Annotated in this window: 18 protein-coding genes; 9 read left to right on the plus strand and 9 right to left on the minus strand. The window is 32.3% G+C overall.

The genetic code is table 11. From position 1 onward, the window contains the following. Positions 1-110: 110 nt before the first annotated feature. The 3 genes from QZZ53_RS07555 to QZZ53_RS07565 all read right to left on the minus strand — a co-directional run bounded on the left by QZZ53_RS07555 (position 111) and on the right by QZZ53_RS07565 (position 4,564). Positions 111-782: a Crp/Fnr family transcriptional regulator gene (locus tag QZZ53_RS07555; RefSeq protein WP_296383194.1), complete on the minus strand. Its 672-nt coding sequence runs from the start codon at positions 780-782 to the stop codon at positions 111-113. Between the two features lie 124 nt (positions 783-906). Continuing rightward, the gene (locus tag QZZ53_RS07560; RefSeq protein WP_296383197.1) at positions 907-3,174 is read right to left on the minus strand and encodes an aconitate hydratase; all 2,268 of its coding nucleotides are present in this window, start codon (positions 3,172-3,174) and stop codon (positions 907-909) included. Positions 3,175-3,424: 250 nt separating this feature from the next. Beyond that, on the minus strand, positions 3,425-4,564 hold the full coding sequence (locus QZZ53_RS07565; RefSeq protein ID WP_296383200.1) for an acyltransferase: 1,140 nt from the start codon (positions 4,562-4,564) through the stop codon (positions 3,425-3,427). Between the two features lie 20 nt (positions 4,565-4,584). Between QZZ53_RS07565 and QZZ53_RS07570 the strand changes: the two genes are divergently transcribed. Then, on the plus strand, positions 4,585-5,733 hold the full coding sequence (locus QZZ53_RS07570) for a hypothetical protein (RefSeq protein WP_296383202.1): 1,149 nt from the start codon (positions 4,585-4,587) through the stop codon (positions 5,731-5,733). Next, complete coding sequence (locus QZZ53_RS07575; protein ID WP_296383204.1) at positions 5,730-6,323, plus strand: SCO family protein; 594 nt, start codon at positions 5,730-5,732, stop codon at positions 6,321-6,323. The genes QZZ53_RS07570 and QZZ53_RS07575 overlap by 4 nt, the downstream gene beginning before the upstream one ends. Here the strand turns inward: QZZ53_RS07575 and QZZ53_RS07580 are convergent. From QZZ53_RS07580 to QZZ53_RS07595, 4 genes are read right to left on the minus strand one after another with little or no spacing between them, the layout of a single operon-like run. Next, positions 6,315-7,268: a MoxR family ATPase gene (locus QZZ53_RS07580; protein ID WP_296383206.1), complete on the minus strand. Its 954-nt coding sequence runs from the start codon at positions 7,266-7,268 to the stop codon at positions 6,315-6,317. The genes QZZ53_RS07575 and QZZ53_RS07580 overlap by 9 nt on opposite strands. A 3-nt stretch (positions 7,269-7,271) precedes the next feature. Continuing rightward, the gene (locus QZZ53_RS07585; protein ID WP_296383208.1) at positions 7,272-8,729 is read right to left on the minus strand and encodes a peptidylprolyl isomerase; all 1,458 of its coding nucleotides are present in this window, start codon (positions 8,727-8,729) and stop codon (positions 7,272-7,274) included. Next, the gene (locus QZZ53_RS07590; RefSeq protein WP_296383209.1) at positions 8,677-9,528 is read right to left on the minus strand and encodes a peptidyl-prolyl cis-trans isomerase; all 852 of its coding nucleotides are present in this window, start codon (positions 9,526-9,528) and stop codon (positions 8,677-8,679) included. The genes QZZ53_RS07585 and QZZ53_RS07590 overlap by 53 nt, the downstream gene beginning before the upstream one ends. A 9-nt stretch (positions 9,529-9,537) precedes the next feature. Beyond that, the gene (locus tag QZZ53_RS07595) at positions 9,538-11,481 is read right to left on the minus strand and encodes a peptidylprolyl isomerase (protein WP_296383212.1); all 1,944 of its coding nucleotides are present in this window, start codon (positions 11,479-11,481) and stop codon (positions 9,538-9,540) included. Positions 11,482-11,740: 259 nt separating this feature from the next. On the opposite strand from QZZ53_RS07595, the gene QZZ53_RS07600 reads away from it, so the two are divergent. Together QZZ53_RS07600 and QZZ53_RS07605 are read left to right on the plus strand one after the other, a co-directional pair. Continuing rightward, complete coding sequence (locus QZZ53_RS07600; protein ID WP_296383214.1) at positions 11,741-12,196, plus strand: SRPBCC family protein; 456 nt, start codon at positions 11,741-11,743, stop codon at positions 12,194-12,196. After that, positions 12,189-12,428: a hypothetical protein gene (locus QZZ53_RS07605; RefSeq protein WP_296383216.1), complete on the plus strand. Its 240-nt coding sequence runs from the start codon at positions 12,189-12,191 to the stop codon at positions 12,426-12,428. The genes QZZ53_RS07600 and QZZ53_RS07605 overlap by 8 nt, the downstream gene beginning before the upstream one ends. Here the strand turns inward: QZZ53_RS07605 and QZZ53_RS07610 are convergent. Next, positions 12,425-13,564 carry a lycopene cyclase family protein gene (locus QZZ53_RS07610; RefSeq protein WP_296383218.1) on the minus strand — a complete coding sequence of 380 codons (1,140 nt, stop codon included), beginning with the start codon at positions 13,562-13,564 and terminating at the stop codon, positions 12,425-12,427. The genes QZZ53_RS07605 and QZZ53_RS07610 overlap by 4 nt on opposite strands. Positions 13,565-13,652: 88 nt before the next feature. On the opposite strand from QZZ53_RS07610, the gene QZZ53_RS07615 reads away from it, so the two are divergent. The 3 genes from QZZ53_RS07615 to QZZ53_RS07625 all read left to right on the plus strand — a co-directional run bounded on the left by QZZ53_RS07615 (position 13,653) and on the right by QZZ53_RS07625 (position 17,069). Beyond that, a complete protein-coding gene (locus QZZ53_RS07615) occupies positions 13,653-14,237 on the plus strand; it encodes a hypothetical protein (protein WP_296383219.1) in 585 nt (194 codons plus the stop codon). Positions 14,238-14,295: 58 nt separating this feature from the next. Then, positions 14,296-14,859: a phosphatase PAP2 family protein gene (locus QZZ53_RS07620; RefSeq protein ID WP_296383222.1), complete on the plus strand. Its 564-nt coding sequence runs from the start codon at positions 14,296-14,298 to the stop codon at positions 14,857-14,859. Between the two features lie 218 nt (positions 14,860-15,077). Further along, on the plus strand, positions 15,078-17,069 hold the full coding sequence (locus QZZ53_RS07625; RefSeq protein ID WP_296383226.1) for a T9SS type A sorting domain-containing protein: 1,992 nt from the start codon (positions 15,078-15,080) through the stop codon (positions 17,067-17,069). A 254-nt stretch (positions 17,070-17,323) separates the two neighbouring features. Here QZZ53_RS07625 and guaB read toward each other — a convergent pair whose 3' ends face one another. Continuing rightward, a complete protein-coding gene (guaB, locus tag QZZ53_RS07630; protein WP_296383227.1) occupies positions 17,324-18,796 on the minus strand; it encodes an IMP dehydrogenase in 1,473 nt (490 codons plus the stop codon). Between the two features lie 224 nt (positions 18,797-19,020). Here guaB and QZZ53_RS07635 point away from each other — a divergent pair, with 224 nt between their 5' ends. Beyond that, positions 19,021-20,184 (plus strand): imelysin family protein, encoded by a 1,164-nt coding sequence (locus QZZ53_RS07635; protein WP_296383229.1) that lies wholly within the window; start codon positions 19,021-19,023, stop codon positions 20,182-20,184. 129 nt (positions 20,185-20,313) lie between these two features. Beyond that, complete coding sequence (locus QZZ53_RS07640; RefSeq protein ID WP_296383231.1) at positions 20,314-21,717, plus strand: di-heme oxidoredictase family protein; 1,404 nt, start codon at positions 20,314-20,316, stop codon at positions 21,715-21,717. The last annotated feature ends 2 nt before the right edge of the window (positions 21,718-21,719 follow it).

Here is a 21,719-nt window from a genome sequence, read left to right on the forward strand (position 1 = left end):
ATGTAATACAACTTGAATTGCTTGTCTTGTCTGTGGAATAATAAATACTGCAATAAGAATTAAAAATACAATATTGCGTGTGGTAATTTTGCCTTTCATTAATTATAAAATTAAGCGGATGTTTTATAAATTCTAATTTGTTTGCGATTAAAATCTATAATATTTTCTTCTTTTAACTCGTTCAATAGAATATTTAAGGTTGGTCTAGATATACCTATTAAAGATGCAATATCTTTTTGAGTATAAGGATGATTTATAATATTATCCCCTGTTTTATCACAGTCATAACCATAATCTGAACATAGCTCTTCAAGAAATTCTAACAATCGTGTTTTTGAATCTTTAAATAACAACAACTGAAGGCGTCGTTCTAATTTCTTAAACTTAAATCCAATAAACTTATAAATCCTTAAGCCAAAGGTTTTGTTATCTCTCATAAGTTCGTGCATGGTATCTACACTAACCGGACAAATAGATGTACTATTATCTATAGATTGCGCAAATTCACCACGCTTCTCTTCTCCTAAAATAGCCTTTTCACCAAATAAATCGCCTTTACTTAGAATGGATTTCACTATTTCTGAGCCATCTTCATTATAATAACCAATCTTTACCTTACCCTTTTCTATAAGATATACTTTGTTTGCAGCATCTGCTTCAAAATAGATGTAATCGCTTTTTTTGTATGCATCAAAACTGTGACAAGCCTTGTATTTTTTGAATTTGTGAGGGCACAATAAACTAAACAAGTTGACGTCTTCAAAAACCCAGATGGAATTCATAGTTTTTAATAGATTTAATTGAGTTGAATATAAAGTCGAAAAATAATATAAAACCTTTCAAATAATGTCATAAAAAAACTCCTAGTAAAAACTAGGAGTCTCTAAAAAACTATCATCAATAATATTATGCGTTCTCTTTCTTAATTAAATTAAGTGCAGAACCTTCATTATACCATTCTATTTGAGAATCGTTATATGTATGGTTTACAGCAATTGTATCCTTAGATCCATCTGCATGTACAAGTTCAATATTTAATTGCTTACCAGGTGCAAACTCATTTAAATCTAAGAAGTTAAATGTATCATCCTCTTGTATTAAATCGTAATCGGCTTCATTAGCAAAAGTTAAACCTAACATCCCTTGTTTTTTAAGGTTTGTTTCATGAATACGAGCAAACGACTTTACAATTACAGCAGCAACACCCAATTGTCTTGGTTGCATCGCAGCATGCTCTCTAGAAGATCCTTCACCATAATTATGATCACCAACTACAATAGATTTTACTCCTGCAGCTTTATAAGCTCTAGCAGTATCTGGCACTCCGCCAAATTCACCTGTCAATTGGTTTTTAACAAAGTTTGTTTTCTTACCAAATGCATTTACAGCACCAATCAATGTGTTGTTTGCAATATTATCTAAATGCCCTCTAAAACGTAACCAAGGACCAGCCATAGAAATATGATCTGTTGTACATTTTCCGAACGCTTTAATTAACAATTTCGCTCCTGAGATAGAATCACCAAGAGGTGTAAATGGTTCTAATAATTGTAAACGTTCAGATGTAGGATTCACAGAAATTTCTACTCCACTACCATCTTCTTCTGGTGCTAAATAGCCGTTGTCTTTAACATCAAAACCTTTAGGAGGTAATTCCCATCCTGTTGGTTCATCGAACATCACTTCTTCCCCATTCTCATTAATCAACTTATCCGTCATTGGATTAAAATCTAAACGACCAGCAATAGCTATTGCAGCTGTAATTTCTGGTGAAGCAACAAAAGCATGTGTGTTTGGATTACCATCTGCACGTTTAGCAAAGTTTCTATTAAATGAATGAACTATACTATTCTTAGGTGCATTTTTAGGATCACTATATCTTGCCCATTGTCCAATACAAGGACCACAAGCATTGGTAAATATTTTAGCATCTAAGTTTTCAAAAATTCCTAAAATACCATCACGTTCTGCTGTGTAGCGTACTTGTTCGGATCCAGGATTAATCCCTAAATCCGCTTTCATCTTAATACCTTTATCTATAGCTTGTTGTGCGATAGAAGATGCTCTCGATAAATCTTCGTAAGAAGAATTTGTACAAGAACCAATTAATCCCCATTCTACAGCAACTGGCCATTCGTTCTCTTTTGCTCTCTCAGACATATCATTACCAACTGGTGTTGATAAATCTGGAGTAAAAGGACCATTTAATAAAGGACCTAACTCAGATAAATCAATATCAATAACTTGATCAAAATATTGCTCTGGATTTGCATACACTTCTGCATCTGCTGTTAAATATGGTCTAATTTTATTTGCTTCATCAGCTACATCGGCTCTATCTGTAGCACGTAAATAACGTTCCATAGAATCATCATAACCAAATGTAGATGTGGTTGCTCCAATTTCAGCTCCCATATTACAAATTGTTCCTTTACCTGTACAAGACATAGACGTCGCTCCAGGTCCAAAATATTCTACAATAGCACCTGTTCCACCTTTAGCTGAAACAATTCCTGCTACTTTTAAAATTACATCTTTTGGTGCAGTCCAACCAGAAAGTTTTCCTGTTAATCTAACACCTATTAATTTAGGAAATTTAAGTTCCCAAGCCATTCCAGCCATTACATCAACAGCATCAGCTCCACCTACTCCAATAGCAACCATTCCTAATCCACCAGCATTTACTGTATGCGAATCTGTACCAATCATCATTCCTCCAGGAAATGCATAATTTTCTAATACCACTTGGTGAATAATACCAGCACCAGGCTTCCAGAAACCAATTCCGTATTTATTAGAAACGGATTCCAAGAAATTAAATACTTCACTACTTGTGCTATTAGCGTTTTTTAAATCTGTCGCTGCACCTTCTTTTGCTTGAATTAAGTGATCACAATGCACTGTTGTTGGAACTGCCACTTTAGGTTTTCCTGCTTGCATAAACTGCAATAATGCCATTTGCGCTGTTGCATCTTGACAAGCTACACGGTCTGGAGCAAAATCCACATAATCCTTACCTCTTGTAAAGGCTTTATTTGGTTTACCATCCCATAAATGAGAGTATAATATTTTTTCTGAAAGTGTTAACGGTTTTCCAACAATGTCTCTAGCAGCATCTACGCGCTCTGTCATGTTAGCATAAACCTTTTTAATCATATCAATGTCAAAAGCCATAAAGTATATTTAAGAGGTTGAAAATTCTTTTTTAAGCGACACAAATTTACAAATTTTAAAGAGGATTTAAAAATATGTAACAAAATTGCTTATTCCTTGAAAATAAATCATGATTTGACTAATTTTCTAATGAAAAAATAGATTATTAACAGTAAAACAGAGGTTTAAATATTAATTTAACAAAATATCTTATTTAGAATAAATATGAATATAACCGTTCGTTATAAAACCGTGAAAAAACTAGCCTCAACTATTTAAAAAAATGATTGGTTTTTGAAGAATTTCTAATAGTCCTTAAAGGTTCTTCAAAGTATCGATTTATAAAGTATCCAAGTAACACTAAGATTGATATGTAAACTAGTATATAAATTATACTATCAAATTTAGGCAAGTTCCTTGAAGGTATATTGTTCATCATCAATCGTAAAACAATTGAATAATGAATTACATATACTGCATACGCAATAGAACTTAAAAAACGAATAGATTGACTCATCATTTTTGGAGTAGTATGCCATTGACTCAAAAAAGGAAGTATTAATACAATGGCTATAGAATTTAAAGGTAAATACCATACATTCCAAAATGTAGGATGTGTTTCTATAAACCAATAACTTTGATTTACTACAACATGCACACAATAAAATAATAGCAAACTTAATACTAAGGCAAAATACTTACATTGTTTCCAAAACCTTGGTTTCACTATTGAAATATACCCTACTAAAACACCATAATAAACAGCATCGATTCTATAAATCACTACTGTCTTTAAACCCGTACTCCAAGCCTCCATAGTTTTTGCATTATCGTTTAAAGAATACAACCATTTTGAAATTAAAAATATAGCTATGACTAACAATGTAATCAAAAGAAATAGTCTTGATTTTGAAATTTTAGTTTTTATAAATAGTGTACAATATAAAAACAATGGCCCAAGCAAAGCAGTAAATTCTCCAACTGTTATACTCCAAGATTCATAAAAAAATCCTGAAGATGTATCTGACACAAAATTTTGAAGCAATACAAAATATTTCCAGAGATCATTAGGTAAGTTATGACCTATGTATATATTGACTAGAATACTAAAAATTAAAGCCAAAACATAATTAGGCAATACTCGAAACCATCGTCTCAACCAGAAATGCTTTATGGCTTTAAAACTAAAATCTTCCTTTAAATAAAGTTTATAAAAAGTTTTTCCGACTAAAAAACCACTTAGCACTAAAAATATTTCAACACCTACAACGCCTGCAACACTCATTAATTGATAAATGGCTCCTTGTATATCTGGAACAATAAAATAGACGCTAGAAAAAACAACAAGTAGTATCGCGACAACTCTTAGAAGATCTAAACCAAAAACACGATTGTCGCCATAAGCTTGCATAAAAACAGTATTTTTATTGTGTGAAGTCTAAAGTACTAAAATATTCAGTTTTATTGATATTAGTTGCTATAAGCATTGGTGGAATTTATTATTTAAATCTCTCAAGCAGACATAAAGCGATTATTAAAACACGTATTAATCACACCTTAGGATTAGTAGATAACACTTGGAATATTAAGATAGAAAACAACTCTGTATCACTTATAACACCAACGCTAGTGGTCGACCAAGTTTATAAATCGATGGAAGGACCAAAAGTGATGCGTTCGTTTCAAATCAACCCAAAGAATGATGATTTGGTTTGGATTACATCTTTTGAAACTAAAGCCATTAGTACTAATGAAGTTGATCGACTCTCAAATGACTATGTCTGCCATACCAACATTGATTTTTATGATGGCGAACATTATTCGCGCTGGAATTTAAATGAGCGAATTGGACAACACTACCCTAGATTAACTTCTATGAGTAATGGTATTGAAACTTATAAATTTCCTAAAGGTTTTGGTTTTCCTGTGTTTGAAAATGAAAATTTATTTTTATCCACACAAGCCCTAAATCATAATATAAAATCAGAACCATTTTCTGTAAAACATAAAGTTACATTAGGCTATCAACCAAATGATAAAAAAATGAAATCTCTACAAAGCAAAACGGTATTTGTGATGCTGCCTTACGACGCTAATAATCCATTTCAAGGGCCAACAGAGAACAATCCTAACATGTGCTTACCTGTTGAAACTGGAAATCACAGTTATAAAAACAAAGACGGAGAAAGTCTATCTGGACATTGGGTCGTTTTTCCAGGACGAGAAACATACAGTTATGACATAACACAACAACTTCAACTAAAGGACAGCACTACAATGCATCATATAGCCACACATTTGCATCCTTATGCAGAAACATTAACATTGAAAGATAAAACCATGGATTCTGTACTTTTTACTTCTAAAGCAGAAAACTATACAGATAAAATAGGATTGAAAAGTGTATCTACATTTTCAAGTGAAGAAGGTGTGATGCTCTATCCAGATCATAATTATGAACTTGTTTTGAAAACCAACAATACTTCTGACGTCAATCAAGACATGATGGCAAGTATGTTTGTATTTCTATTTGATAAAGAAATGGATGAGAAATTAAAAGCATATAATGCTCAGAAATGATGAGATTACGAGTACTTTTTATAGTTGTTTTATTTATAAGTTGTCAATCACAAACTGAAGACCTACCCATTTTGAGTTATACCATTAATTCTAAAGGTGAAAAAGAAACTTACTCCATAACCTATTCTGATTTTATTAATCAAGATGGTAAACAGGTTACAACGGAAACTATTCAAAATAAAATTGTAGTTGCCAATTTCTTTTTTACACGTTGCCCAAGTATTTGTCCACCAATGCGAACAGAATTTATAGACGTTGCTAAAGAATTTTTAGAGGAAGAAAGCTTTCTATTAGTTTCCCACAGTATAGATCAAAAGAATGATACTATCGAAGCATTAAAAAAATACTCTGATGCTACAGAAATACCAAGCTACAAATGGCTATTTGTCACCTCTACAGAAGAAGACACTAGGCAACAAGCCAAACAGTTTATGACAAATTTTAGACCTAATGAAGATGGTACAGATTTCTATCATAGCAGTTATGTCGCTTTATTAGATAAAAATCAAAGGATTCGTGGATTTTATAATATTCTCATTCCAGAAGACGTCGAACGTTTAAAAGCAAATATTAAAATGCTTTTAAAATAAGCTTTCAATAATTTTCTCGTCAGTAACACCTTCAGCTTCAGCTTTGTAATTTTTAATGATTCTGTGCCTTAGAATTCCAGTAGCAACTGCTTGAATATTTTCAATATCTGGTGAAAATTTACCATTTGTTGCAGCATGTGTTTTAGCTGCTAGAATTAAGTTCTGTGATGCTCTTGGTCCTGCTCCCCAATCCACAAATTCTCTTACAATATCTGCGGCAGTATCTGCTTTTGGTCTAGTTTTACTAACCAAAGAAACCGCATACTCAACTACATTATCAGCTACTGGAATACGACGAATCACATTCTGAAAATCTATAATCTCTTGTGCTGAGAATAATGCATTTACGCTTGGCTTATTATCAGTAGTAGTCGCCTTTACAACATCTACTTCTTCTTGAAAAGATGGATATTCTAAATTTATAGCAAACATAAAACGGTCTAATTGTGCTTCTGGTAAAGGATAAGTTCCTTCTTGCTCAATTGGATTTTGGGTTGCCAAAACAAAATAAGGCAAACTTAATTTGTACTGATGACCAGCAACTGTGACAGATCTTTCTTGCATTGCTTCTAATAAAGCGGCTTGCGTTTTTGGAGGAGTCCTATTAATCTCATCTGCCAAAATAATATTAGCAAATATTGGGCCTTTGATAAATTTAAATTGACGGTTTTCATCCAAGATTTCACTCCCTAAAATATCACTCGGCATTAAATCTGGTGTAAATTGAATACGTTTAAAGTCTAATCCTAAAGCTTGAGCAATAGTATTTACCATTAAGGTTTTTGCTAAACCAGGAACGCCAATTAAAAGTGAATGACCACCAGAGAAAATGGATATTAAAATCTGATTGACTACATCGTCTTGCCCAATAATAACTTTAGCAACCTCTTGCTTAAGTGCAGCATATTTCTTTACAAAATTTTCAATTATAGCAACATCAGACATATCCTATTGATTTTTTAACCAGTTACTTTCAAAATCGCAATCTCTATACTCACCATTAATCTTAATGTAAGTTTCTACAATAGTTGCTCTTTGCCATTTTTCAATAGCCTTAATTTGCTTGTCTTGTAATGCTAAATCTTTAATTTTTAAATAATCTCTAGCAAATTCTGCTTCATGATCATCTATTCTATCTGTAACGGTTAAAATCTTAAATTTTATTCTATTTACACGATCTTCATCTTGCAACACCTCACTTATTTCACCATCTTTTAACTCTTGAATTTGAGAATACAACTCAGGATCCATTCTAGTTAATTCAAAATTAAAATCTTGTGTTGTAGGATTCGTCATTTGACCTCCTTCGTATTTTGTTTCTTTTTGGTCACTAAATTCTCTTGCCGCTTCAGCAAAAGTTAAAGTACCATCTACAAGTTTTGCTCTGACTTCATCAACTTCATCTTTCGCTTCTTGGATAGCATCTGGAGTTAGTTCTGGTCGCAATAGAATATGCCTAACATCATATTCTTGTCCTCTAATTTTTTCTAATAAAATAATATGAAAACCAAAATCAGATTCAAAAGGTGCAGATATTTCACCTTCTTGTAAAGAAAATGCAACGTCTCTAAACTCTTTAACCATTCTTGGTTGCTTTCTATTTAACGTATATTTTCCACCAGTAGATTTAGAAGCAGTATCATCAGTATAGAACAATACTTTGGTTGTAAAACTAGACCCATTCTCTTCTACATCTTTCTTAAAGCCATTTAATTTATCTATAACGGCTTGTTTAGCCTCTTCTGTTACGTCTGGTATTACTACGATTTCCGCTAATTTTAATTCTGTACCAAAGGTTGGACGTTCTTCTTTGGGAATATCATTAAAAAATTGTCTTACTTCTTCTGGAGTTACTTCAATCTCATCCGTAACTTTCTTCTGCATTTCTCTAGCCAAATAGCCATTCTTATTAATCTCGTACATCTCATCTCTAAGAGCTGCCTCAGAATCTTTCTTATAGAACTTTAACATACCAGCCATATCTCCTTTGGTCTGTGCTAAAATCCCTTGAATCTGCTGATCAACTAATGATTGTATATATAACTCGTTAACAATAACACTATCTTGAATCGCTTGATGCGCATATAGTTTTCCCTCTAACAAACTACCAAAAAGTTCGCAACGCGTAATTCCTTCTAAATCTGCTCCTTGTGCTTTTAATTGTGCTATCTCTCTATCTAAATCAGATTCAAGAATGATAAATTCACCAACTACAGCAGCCACTCCATCAGCCTTAATACGAGACTTATTTACAACACTGTCTTTTGGTTTCTCTACTTGTGGTTTTTCATCTTCAATAATTTCTTGTGCATTAGAAAAATTGAATGAAATAAAGCAACATAAAAGTATTGCTCTAATTATAAATTTGGAATTGATTGTTCTTAATGGCATCTTTTGTAATATCATTTTTGAGTTGCTTGATGAGCTCTAATTTTCTCTTGTTTATAACAATTTGTTCTATTGATGTATTGACGTATTCTAAAGGCGCATAATCATTTTGCAAACGCACGTCATTAACTTGCATCAAATATAGGTTTAATGAATCTTTGAGTTGTAAGAAATTAGTTTTTTTTAACAGTTGATTTTTGTTTTCAAAACTTACTACTGAAATTTTTTCAGCCACTTGACTATATTTAATCCAAATGGAATCATTTAATGAATAGGATTTAAACTGAACAGAAATAGAATCTAAATAATTTTTATCCTTAGTTTCAAAACGCTTAAATCTCACCTTAATAGTATCTAAATCAATAGGATTGAGCGGTAAACTCACATATCTAAACTGCAGCAAATCATCATTTAGTTTAAATGATTCTTTATTAGCTTCATAGAATATTTTAGCCTCATCAGCTTTAACTATAGTGTCAATATTTTTCTTTACTAAACCTTCTAAATACGCTTTAGTATAAAGATCACTCTTATACTGATCAACAAGTTTTGAAAATTCGTTTTGCTTATCTTCAGAAAGATTTACTAAAGCGCCATCCATTAAAAGTAGCTGTCTTGCCCAACGATTAACATAAGCATTAACCATGAGTATACTGTCCTCTTTACTAGCTCCTTCTGGCACAACATCTTCAACATCCTCCTTGTACAAATACGAATCATTTACTCTAGCAATAGGTTTGCGATTGTCTGTCTTCTTAAAGAAATCACAGTTTGTGCAAAGCAAACAAAGAATAAGTATGTATAGAGTTTGTTTCAAGACTAATTATTAGTTTCCGATTTTAGCTTTAATAGCTTTTAGAGCGTCTTTGTCAACTTCAACTTTAAAACGCTTATGAAGACCATTAATCCAATTGGCTTCTAGTTCTGTTTGGTAATCATTAATTACGTTACCTTTTGCTTCTTCTAAAGTTTTGTTTCCGGCTGGTAAAATAGCTTTCACATCTATAACATGAAACGCTTCATTGTGCTTGTATGCTTTAGAAACACCTTCCTTCATTTCGAAATTAGTAGGCAATTTACTGTCATTAGTATTAAATATTCCTTTAGTGAATATAACGTTCTGTTTATCTTCTGTATTTAAAGCTTCAGTAATCTCTTCCTCAGACTTTCCTTTTTTCATCATTTTAAGAATCGTCTTCATATTCGCTTTGTCAGCAGAAGATGCCATTACAACTTCAACTCTATCTTCCCACTGATACTTCGATTTGTACTTATTGTAATAAGCATCTAATCCAACAGTATCTTTTGATGCTTTGTTCCAAACTTCTTTTTCCATTAAGTCGAATAATAGAAGTCCATCTCTGTATTCTTTAATAATATGAGCAAAATCCTTGTTTTCTAATTCTAAATTATCTTCTCTAAATTGAAGGATAGATTTTTCAAAAAACGTATTAAATTCTTTATTTATAACTATTAAAGCTGGTTTATTTTTCCCACTATACACACGTTGCGCTGCCATTAAATGGCGACCAAATTCATTGTACGTAAATGGTCTATTATTTATTGTAAATACCGTTTTATCTTCTTCAAAATCTTCTGGCAATCTCCAAGAACGTGCAAAAAACTCATTAGTAATTAACGATTGAAAATACGCTTTAGCTTCTGGATTATATGAAATTTGATAACGCTTTTTAAGCTCCTTTACCATCGCAGTATTAATTAACTTAGATCTTGAATCTCGCTGTACTCTTGCTTCTAAAGATGCTTTTAAATCCTTGAATTCTTGAATTGGCTTAAGCCCAATACGCTTAACGATGTGCCAACCATACTCGCTTTTAAAAGGTACACTAACCTCCCCATTACTTTTTAATCCGAATGCTGTATCTTCAAAAATTGTAGAACTTAACTGCCCACTTTTAAAAGGTGATAATTTTCCACCATTTTTAGCCGAGCTTTTATCATCAGAAAATTGTTTTGCTAAAGATTCAAAACTCTCTCCTTGATTCAGTTTTTTATAAATATCATTAATACGTTGCTCAGGATTTAAAAGCGAATCTGTTTGTTTAAAATTGACCATAATATGAGCCGCAGTTATCGTTCCCCTAGATGCTCGCTTCTCCTTTATGTTAACAACATGGTAACCAAATTGCGTTCTAAATGGCATTGACAACTCTCCCTCTGGTGTGTTGTATGCTGCAGTTTCAAAATCATAGACCATTTTAAAGGCAGAGAAATAGCCTAAATCTTCTAGAAAGATTGTGTTTCCATTGTGCATTTTTGCTTTTACAGTATCAAAACCTTCTTTTAAAACACGTTCTCGTAAAGCCAAAACTTCATTATATGCAGTTAAAGTATCAGTTGCAGATTCATCTAAACGCACTAAAATATGCGACGCACTGATATCCATATTACTACGCTCGTAAGCCTCTTTTACTAAGGCATCAGTTACTTTATTCTCTGATAGATAATTCTTAGTCAACTGTTTTTTATAATTCAAAAACTCGCGTTGGTACTTTTTATCTTCGTCTAGCTTTAAGCGTCGTGCTTCTTTGAGCTTTAATTGATATTCTGTAAACAACTTTAAATAGCCGTCGATGTCTTTCTGACTTTCATCCTTAACCAAATCCAAGTTTTTGTTATAAACTCTTAGAAATTCTGAAGACATCACTGGAGATCCATCCACTTTTAGAAGTACCTGATCCTTGTCTTGAGAAAAAGAAAAATTAAGTGCAAATAGCACTACTAACAAACATTTAAATTTAATACTCATAATCTATCTTTCTTTATATTGTAATACTTATAATTATTCACTTTTTTGAAGCACAGCAAAAATAACATAAATCCCTTATTTTACAAGCTGAATACTTTTCAATATTTAGATACTTAATGTCAGTTATGTAGTAAAAATCATACCAAAGTTACACTAGATCAAATCTTATGATTATTTGAACAATTAAAAACGTACTAACGTCGATAAATTTCAAGTATTGCAAGAGAGTTTTATACTTTTATAAAAATTCCCTCATTTAATGAAATATACAACTGAAATCCTTATTAAAAAGCCAATAGAAGAAGTGATTCGGAAAATGGATTCTTCTGAGAACATGAAGCATTGGCAAAAGGGCTTAGTCAGTACAGAACATATCTCTGGAACTCCTGGTGAATTTGGAGCCAGAATGAAGTTGATTTATGATTTTGGGAAACGTAAAATGGAATTAGTAGAAACCATTACCAAGCAAAATTTTCCCAACGAATTGCATGCCACATATAATACAAAAGGCATTCGCAATATTCAACAAAACTATTTTGAAAGTACTACAGATGGTTACACTAAATGGATTGCTGAAAATAAATTTGAACCTACAAATTTTATGATGAATGCTATGTTGTTTTTAATGCCTAGATCTTTTAAAAAACAAACAAAAACATACATGACCAACTTTAAGAACTTTGTAGAACAAAGAATTTCTGTCGCAAATGCGTAAACTAAAATTGATTTGGGATTTTAGAGGACCAGTCAGTCAAAAAACCGCAGAACACCATCTAATACATTTAAAAGAATACATTAGCATAAATAAGCTATCTATATCAATAACTGGTATTGAAACTTTAAATGACATGCACAGTTTAGCATATTTGGTTGTTAACGAATCTGATATGAAACCCATTAGAGATGCATTGAAGCCTCATCGTGGACAGGTGTATTCTGAAAGCTAAAAAATACGCTTAAAAAACGCCTGAATAAATCGTTTAGGTGGCACAGACAAAATAATCTTTAAATCTTCAAACAAAGTAGATTCTTCATCTAAAAACTTAAAAATGGTTTCGGTTTTTGCTTTTCTAAACATTGAAGAAAACAATGCTGCACCTTCTTCATTGTGATTGGCTAAGACATCTAAAAATATAAGATCATAAAACCAGTATTTAGTCTTCTTATGAAACTTAGACAAATCGGTTTCTCTCTTCAAAAAACTAGTGAGCTCTTTTGTCTTTTTAGAAGTATTTCTAAAGGTGTAACCAGTACTTGCCTTTGTCCACCCTCCTGCTGTGCCTATATTTAAAATATGCTTCGAGTTTAACTTTGAAAACTTAAAAGAAGTCATAGGTATTGACCCTTTTTCTTTTTCAATGATTTCAAAATCTAGTATACCCTTACTGTTTAAGTAATCCTTAATAGCTATTTCGTAATCAATGCCTTGCAGTATTTTTTTTGAAAATAATGTGTATTCAAATAAAGCTGTTTTTTTATCTACAGGCAACACATACATAAAACGCGTGTTTTCATTTTGATCAACTGTAAAATCCATGAAAGTTGCGACTGAATCATCAAATGTATCCTCCTTAGTTTTTACAAACCAACCCACAAAATGCTGTTGTAAAATTGGATACTTTTTTTGAGTTTCACAAACCACAGAATTTGACAAACTATTAAAGAGTTTTGAGCACAAATAATTCCCTTTTTTGGTGATGACTTGTACACCATTTTTTAATTCTGTGAAGTTGTCAACCATATCTTCAACAAACTTGAAATTCGATTTTGAATTTATTTGTTTCCAAAGTGATTTGTAGAACGCTTCACTTCGTATCATTTTATAATTATAAGGGGTAATATTTATAGTGTTAGAATACGAATCACTTCCAAAGAAAATTTTTGGCCAAGTCTTGGTTAATAAATGATCCCACTCACCTTCTCCGTGTTCCCAAAAGCACCAAGTTCTGTCGTTGCCCTTGTCTTTTACTTTATCTATAATTAAAACTGATTTATCATCAAAGAATGTATCTTGCGACATTCTGCATGCTAGCATTAAACCTGAGGCTCCTGCTCCTAAAATGATATAATCGTATTTGGTCATTAAGTAGTGAAAAATCTTTAACGAAGATACGATTTAAGGTTGTTCCTTTAATATTTGTTAACTAACTTTATCTAAAATCAAATTCTTTATGCCAAGGTTAGTTATAAAACAAAGTCTATTTATAATTACATTACTTATTATAATTAGCTGTGTGTCTTCTCAGGATAAATTAAAACAGGATAAATGCCAAAATTTATATAAAACTCATAAAGTAATTTTAAACAAAACCTATAAAACAATACTAAATAAGGATACTATTATATTTAATGAAATGAGATTCTATTGTGTATCTCCCTTTTATACTATTAAAGGTATGTTTAATAAATTTGGAAAATGGGACAAAGAGATCTATCCAAATAATGTAAAACAACCTCTAATTAAGTGGGAAAAAATAGATCTATTCTCAGATGGAAATACCTATGACATTGTAGCTAATGGAAATGAAAGGAAGCAATTTGCATCAATAATGATATTTGATAGTCAACAAAATGATTTACTATCCTCTTCCTCTAATGAAAAAGATAACCTTAGAAATTACTTCGATAAATTCTTTAAAAAAAATAGAATAAATCGTGAAGATTTTTATAAAATTTATTGGAAATCTATAAGCCCGAAAGGCTGGGAAAGAATTCAAGAATATCAAAAAAGAAAAAAACAATCAGAAAATAAATAAAAGACAAATTGCTTCAATTTAGTTAGTTACCTAAAACAGATAATAAGTCCTATCTTTTATGAGTTATAGAATTACTAACTATCTATACTATAAAATACCAACATCATTAAAACAAGTACTCTGCTTATTGAGTTGCCTTACAATCACTTACTTTTCTTTTTCACAAACCTTAGAACCAGACGATATTGGGACGCATGAAAAATGGGAATTTGTTTCAGAAGATACTGGAGATGTGCTGCAAATAGCATTACCTGTAGTAGCAGGATTAACAATAATTAAAGGAGATTGGCAAGGCACTAAACAATTTGCATTGTCATATAGTACAGGATTTATTATTACTCATTCCCTTAAAAAAATAATACATAAACAACGTCCCGAAGAAAGACATCTGTTTAATGCTTTTCCGTCTGCCCACACTACTTCAGCATTCTCTAGAGCCTCATTTATACAACGTCGCTACGGTTGGCAATACGGAAAATGGGGCTGTATGCTAGCTGGTATTGTTAGAGTTAGCAGAATGGAAGGACCAGATGGCTGGCACAATATCTGGGATGTTTTGGCTGGAGCTACAGTTGGTATTGGTAGCACTTATCTTTTTACGACTCCATGTAACCAAAGTTAACATAATATGAATTTCTCTTCTGGAAAAGGCAATTTTTTATTAAGCTTGAGTATGAAGTTTTATTTGTATTTGTTAAAAACATACAACTTGTCTTTCTAATTTTTTTCAACTAACTTCGTTTAACATTGAATATAAAAACATTGAAACTCTTTTATATCCACGAGCTATTAGTTGTAATTTAAAACCATATACAATCAACAATTAAAAAACTATTAAAAATGAAAATAACTACATTCTTTTGCCTTTTACTTTTAACTCAAATAGCGTCTTCTCAGATATCATTAAATCATATAGATGATTTTGAAGGATTCACTACTGAGAATTGGACAAAAGGCAATAATTCTTCGTTACCTAACCAAAATATTCCTACTGATGGACCTAATGGAGTTGATGATAATTTTTTAAGAGTTCAATCTAATGGTGGGACAGGATCAGACTCTAAATTAGTGACATTTAATAATTCTCAATGGCAAGGTGATTATGTTGGTTCTGGAGTCACCTATATTTCTATGGATGTTAGAAATTCTGGTTCAAATATGATCTCATTGAGGTTAGCATTTGAAAATGACAATTGGAGTAATGATCCACAATGGAGTTCTACTAATTCAATTGCCGTTATTCCTGGTCAAGGATGGCAAACAATTGTATTTCCTATTGACGAGGAGTCATTAACAAGACTTGGTCATAATAATTCGTACAATAATGATTTTGATAATATGACTGAGATGCGCATCATTCACAATGATGCACCAAGTTGGGAAGGAGATTCTATTGATGCCATTTTAGATATTGATAATATTCAGGCAAGGAATACCGATATGGGTTTAGCTGATTCAGGAGAACCTAAAATATCCTTAAATCTAATAGATGATTTTGAAGGATTTACTACTGAGAATTGGACTAAAGGTGATAATTCTTCGTTACATAATCAAAATGTTGTTACTGATGGTCCTAATGGAGTTGATGATAATTTTTTAAGAGTTCAGTCTAATGGTGGTACTGGATCCAACTCTAAATTGGTAACATTTAATAATGCTCAATGGCTAGGTGATTATATCGATGCTGGAGTCACTTATATTTCTATGGATGTTAGAAATTCTGGTTCAAACATGATCTCTTTGAGGTTAGCATTTGAAAATGACAATTGGAGTAATGATCCACAATGGAGTTCTACTAATTCAATTGCCGTTATTCCTGGTCAAGGATGGCAAACAATTGTATTTCCAATTGATGAGGAATCATTAACAAGACTTGGTCATAATAATTCGTATAATAATGATTTTGATGATATAACAGAGGTACGTATTATTCATAATGATGCACCAAGTTGGGAAGGAGATCCTATCAATGCCATTTTAGATATTGATAATATTCAAGCAAGGAATAACGATATGGGTTTAGCTGATCTAGGAGAACCTAAAATATCCTTAAATCTAATAGATGATTTTGAAGGATTTACTGCTGAGAATTGGACTAAAGGTGATAATTCTTCATTACATAATCAAAATATTGTTACTGATGGTCCAAATGGAGTTGATGATAATTTTTTAAGAGTTCAGTCTAATGGTAGTACTGGATCCAACTCTAAACTGGTAACATTTAATAATGCACAATGGTTAGGTGATTATGTCGATGCTGGAGTCACTTATATTTCTATGGATGTTAGAAATTCTGGTTCAAACGTAATCATATTAAGGTTAGCATTTGAAAATGATAATTGGAGTAATGATCCACGTTGGAGTTCCATAAATCCAATTGCCGTTATTCCTGGTCAAGGATGGCAAACAATTGCATTTCCAATTGATGAGAATTCATTATCAAAACTTGGACATAATAACTCATACAGTGGCACTTTTAATAGGATAACTGAGCTACGTATTATTCACAATGATACACCAAGTTGGGAAGGAGACCCTATCGATGCTATTTTAGATATTGATAATATTCAAGCTAGAGATGAGGATTTGAGTATAGTTGATATAGAAGGACCTACGCAAAAAATTAAGGTTTATCCAAATCCAGCATCCGACTTTATTCAAATCGGAGGAATCATAGAAGAATCTGAATTTATAGTTGTTGATATAAATGGGAAAATAGTTATGGAAGGGAAAACTAAGAATGAAAATAGTATTAATATTCAAAACTTGATTAGAGGAACTTATTTTTTAAACATAGAATCATATAGTACATTTAAATTTGTTAAACATTAAATATTTGTAACAACATCTATTGATATAAATATAACTACAGTTAACAATGAATAAGTAATAGCGATTTGAGTTAAAACTCAAATTGCTATTCATTTTATTTCGCAAATTACTTTCTAAAAAATAGTGTCCTAATACTCGCTACTACTTATACACAAATACGGTAAACGAAATTCAAAAAATCTATAAAAAAAACAGCATCAAAAAGATGCTGTTTTTAGTTATTTCATAAGATTCCTACTTCCATAGGAATTTAATTAACGAGAATAATTAGGAGATTCATTAGTAATGGTTACATCGTGTGGGTGACTTTCGTTAATACCACTAGCTGTAATCTTAACAAAACGTCCTGTTTCTTTTAAAGTCGATATGTCTTTTGCACCACAATACCCCATTCCTGCTCTTAAACCTCCAACAAACTGATGTATGCTTTCAAACAATTCTCCTTTATATGGCACACGACCAACAATACCTTCTGGAACTAATTTTTTAATATCGTCTTCTACATCTTGGAAATAACGATCTTTACTTCCTTGATTCATGGCTTCAACAGACCCCATTCCTCTGTAGGATTTGAATTTTCTTCCTTCGTAAATAATAGTCGTACCAGGACTTTCTTTTGTTCCTGCTAATAGAGATCCCAACATTACTGTATCTGCACCAGCTGCAATCGCTTTAGGAATATCTCCAGTATAACGAATTCCACCATCAGCAATTACAGGAACTCCACTCCCTTTTATGGCAGCAGCGACTTCTAACACTGCAGAAAATTGTGGAAACCCAACTCCTGCAACAACTCTTGTTGTACAGATAGAACCTGGACCAATACCAACTTTTACCGCATCTGCACCAGCTTCTACTAAATATTTAGCAGCTTCACCTGTTGCTATATTTCCTACAATTATATCTAATTTTGGAAACTGTTGTTTTATTGCTTTTAATATTGTGACTACACCAACTGTATGACCATGAGCTGTATCAATAACCACTGCATCTACACCAGCTTTTACTAAAGCTTCTGCTCTATCAACTGCATCTCCTGTAACTCCAATAGCAGCAGCAACTCTTAATCTTCCGTATGTATCCTTGTTAGCATTTGGTTTTTGAGTGACTTTAGTAATATCTCTAAAGGTAATTAAGCCAGCTAATTTATAGTTATCATCTACAATGAGTAATTTTTCAATTTTATTTTCCTGAAGAATTTTTTCAGCATCTTTAAGAGAAGTTCCAACAGCAGCTGTTACCAAGTTTTCACTTGTCATTACCTCAATTATTGCTCTATCGTTTTGATGTTCAAAACGTAAATCTCTATTTGTAACTATCCCTTTTAGCTTGCCATTTGCATCTACGATAGGAATTCCTCCAATACTATATTCTCGCATAGCATTTTTAGCATCAGCAACAACGGCATCCATTGGTAACGTTACAGGATCTAAAATCATTCCGCTCTCAGCACGTTTTACTTTACGTACTTTTCTGGCTTGCTCTACAATTGTCATGTTCTTGTGTAACACACCAATACCACCTTCTTGCGCCATGGCAATTGCCATTTTACTTTCAGTAACCGTATCCATAGCAGCCGAAACCACAGGAATGTTAATCGTAATGTTTCTAGTAAATTTTGTTTTAATGTTGACTTCGCGTGGAAGAACTTCTGAAAATGCTGGAACTAATAGGACGTCATCGTAAGTGAGTCCTTCACCTAAGATTTTGTTTTCGTGTGCTGTCATTGCAATTGAGATATAATTGCGTGCAAATATACAACTAAAATTTACTTTGAATGTTATTAAACTTTGACGGCTTTAAATATCATTTCATCATTCCTATATATGCAAGAATATAAATCAAAAACTATTTTAAAAATTTATTTAAAATAATTCTAAATAGTCTTGCGGTTTATTAAAAATGAAAATATATTCGCACCTTATTTTTAAACAGTCTAAATAAATATAATATGAATTTAAATTTTAAAAGCTTAACAATTTTATCAATTTTCGCACTCCTTTCATTCTCTTGTGGAAGTGATGATGATTCTAGTTCATCAAATAATTTAACACAAAAATCTGATGTTATTTCTAATTACGCAGCTATTGTTTTAACAAGTTACCAAGCTGCATTAACTGATGCACAAGCATTGGAAACTTCAATAAATACATTTGTATCTTCACCTAATGATGCAAACTTTACAGCAGCAAAAGACGCATGGAAAACTGCTAGAGAAAGCTATGGTCCTACAGAAGCTTATCGTTTTGCTAATGGTCCTATTGATACAGGTACAACAGAAGATGTTGAAGGTTGGTTAAACTCTTGGCCTTTAGATGAAGTATTTATTGATTATGTAGATGGAAATACAACTTCTGGCATAATTAATAATACAGTAGAAGCAATTACTAAAGCTAACCTTACTGGACTTAATGGTGCAAACAATTCTGAAGCAAATGTTGCCATCGGTTACCACGCTATAGAATTTTTACTTTGGGGACAAGATTATACAGACCCTTCTAACCAATTAGCAGGACAAAGACCATATACAGATTATGTTGATGGAGGAACTGCTTCTAACCAAGATAGAAGAAGAGATTATCTTACTGTTTGTGCAGATTTAATTACTGATCATTTACAAATAGTAATAGAAGAATGGGATACTAATGGTACATATAGATCTACATTTTTAGTTTTAAATGAAGATGAAGCATTAAAAAACATGCTAGGTATTGCTGAACTTGCTGGTTCTGAATTAGCAGTTGAACGTATGGAAGTTGCTTTGAATTTAAATGACCAAGAAGACGAGCACTCTTGTTTTAGTGATAATACACACAGAGATATTCGTTTAAATTTAGATGGTGTTGCTAATGTGTATAGAGGTAGCTATAGTTCTATTAATGGAGCTTCACTTGAAGATTTAATAACAGAAGCTGACGCTACACTTGGAGCAAGTATTACTGCTTTATTAACTATTGCAGAAAGTGAAGTAAATGCTACGGCTATTCCTTTTGATTATGCAATTACTAATTCTGGAGAAACTGCCCAAGTCGCAACTGCGATACAAGCATTAAAAGATTTTAGTGATGAACTTGTTTTAGGAGCTGCTGCTCTAGGAATCACAATAAATCTTTAATACTAAAAAACAACAAAAGTCAGAATTTCAAATATTGATTCTCTGACTTTTTTTGTTCAATATCAATAGACAAATAGATAATAAAAAATTCTATTTGCATTAAACTTCTAAACTAAACCACATAGGCTTATGCAACCAAAAAAGAGACAGTTCTCTTTACTTATCGTTTTATTTCTGTTAGCTTATAGTTGCCAAACAGATGATGATAATTATACTCCATTAATAGCAGAAGAAGGTGAGGCATATTCTGGTGGTGAGACAACAGTTTTTAATACATCTCCTGAAGCATTTGGTTTTAAAGCTGCAAACTTAGATCAAAGCTTAGATGCAGATTTTGGCATTGGTAATTCTTTGTTTAGGCAAAATTGGGTGACCGCTCCAGCATCAACAACAGCAAGAGATGGTTTAGGTCCATTTTTTAATGCTCGCGCATGTTCTGGTTGCCATTTTAAAGATGGTCGTGGAAGAGCACCTCTTTTTAATGGAGATACAAATCATGGTATGCTATTACGCCTAAGTATTCCTGGAACAACAGCAAATGGATCTAATCTACCTGAGCCTATTTATGGAGGTCAATTACAAGATAATGCCATATTAAATACGTCTGCAGAAGCTAATTTTGAAATCACATACACAAACATTGTAGTTGAATATCCCGATGGAAATACAGTTACTTTACAAAAACCTACCTATAGTTTTGCAAATCTAGCCTATGGTGAAATGGCTTCAAATGTTCAGATTTCACCTCGTGTAGGAAATCAAATGATTGGTCTTGGTCTACTTGAAGCAATTCCGGAATCTACACTAATCGGCTTCTCTGATGAATTTGATAGTGATAACGATGGAATTTCGGGTAAACCTAACTACGCATGGAATGTGCAAACGCAATCTTTAACTATTGGTCGTTTTGGCTGGAAAGCAAATACACCTACTATAAAACAACAAGTGGCTGGAGCTTTTTCTGGTGATTTAGGTATTACATCATCTTTATTTCCAGATGAGAACTGTCCAACTGGAGTTGATTGCAATGATTTTATTACTGGTGGCACTCCAGAAATTATAGACTTAAATCTTAATAGAGTTACAACATACTCAAGTGTACTTAATGTTCCTGGTCGTAGAGATTATGACGAACAAAATGTATTAGAAGGAAAAGAACTGTTTAATTCTGCTAATTGCACAGCTTGTCACAAACCAAAAATAGTAACAGGTAATCATACAATTGAAGCATTAGAGAATCAAACTATACGACCATATACAGATTTACTTTTGCATGATATGGGAGAAGGATTAGCTGATAATAGACCAGATTTTAATGCTAATGGACAAGAATGGCGAACACAACCACTTTGGGGAATTGGACTTATAGAAACTGTAAATAACCATACCAACTTACTGCACGACGGTCGTGCAAGAAACATAGAAGAAGCTATTTTATGGCACGATGGTGAAGCTGCAGAGGCTAAAAATAACTTCATGAATTTATCAGCAACAAAAAGACAACTGGTATTAGATTTTATAAACTCTTTATAGCA

It is taken from the genome of Winogradskyella sp., from assembly GCF_016744625.1.
Classification (GTDB): Bacteria; Bacteroidota; Bacteroidia; order Flavobacteriales; family Flavobacteriaceae; genus Winogradskyella.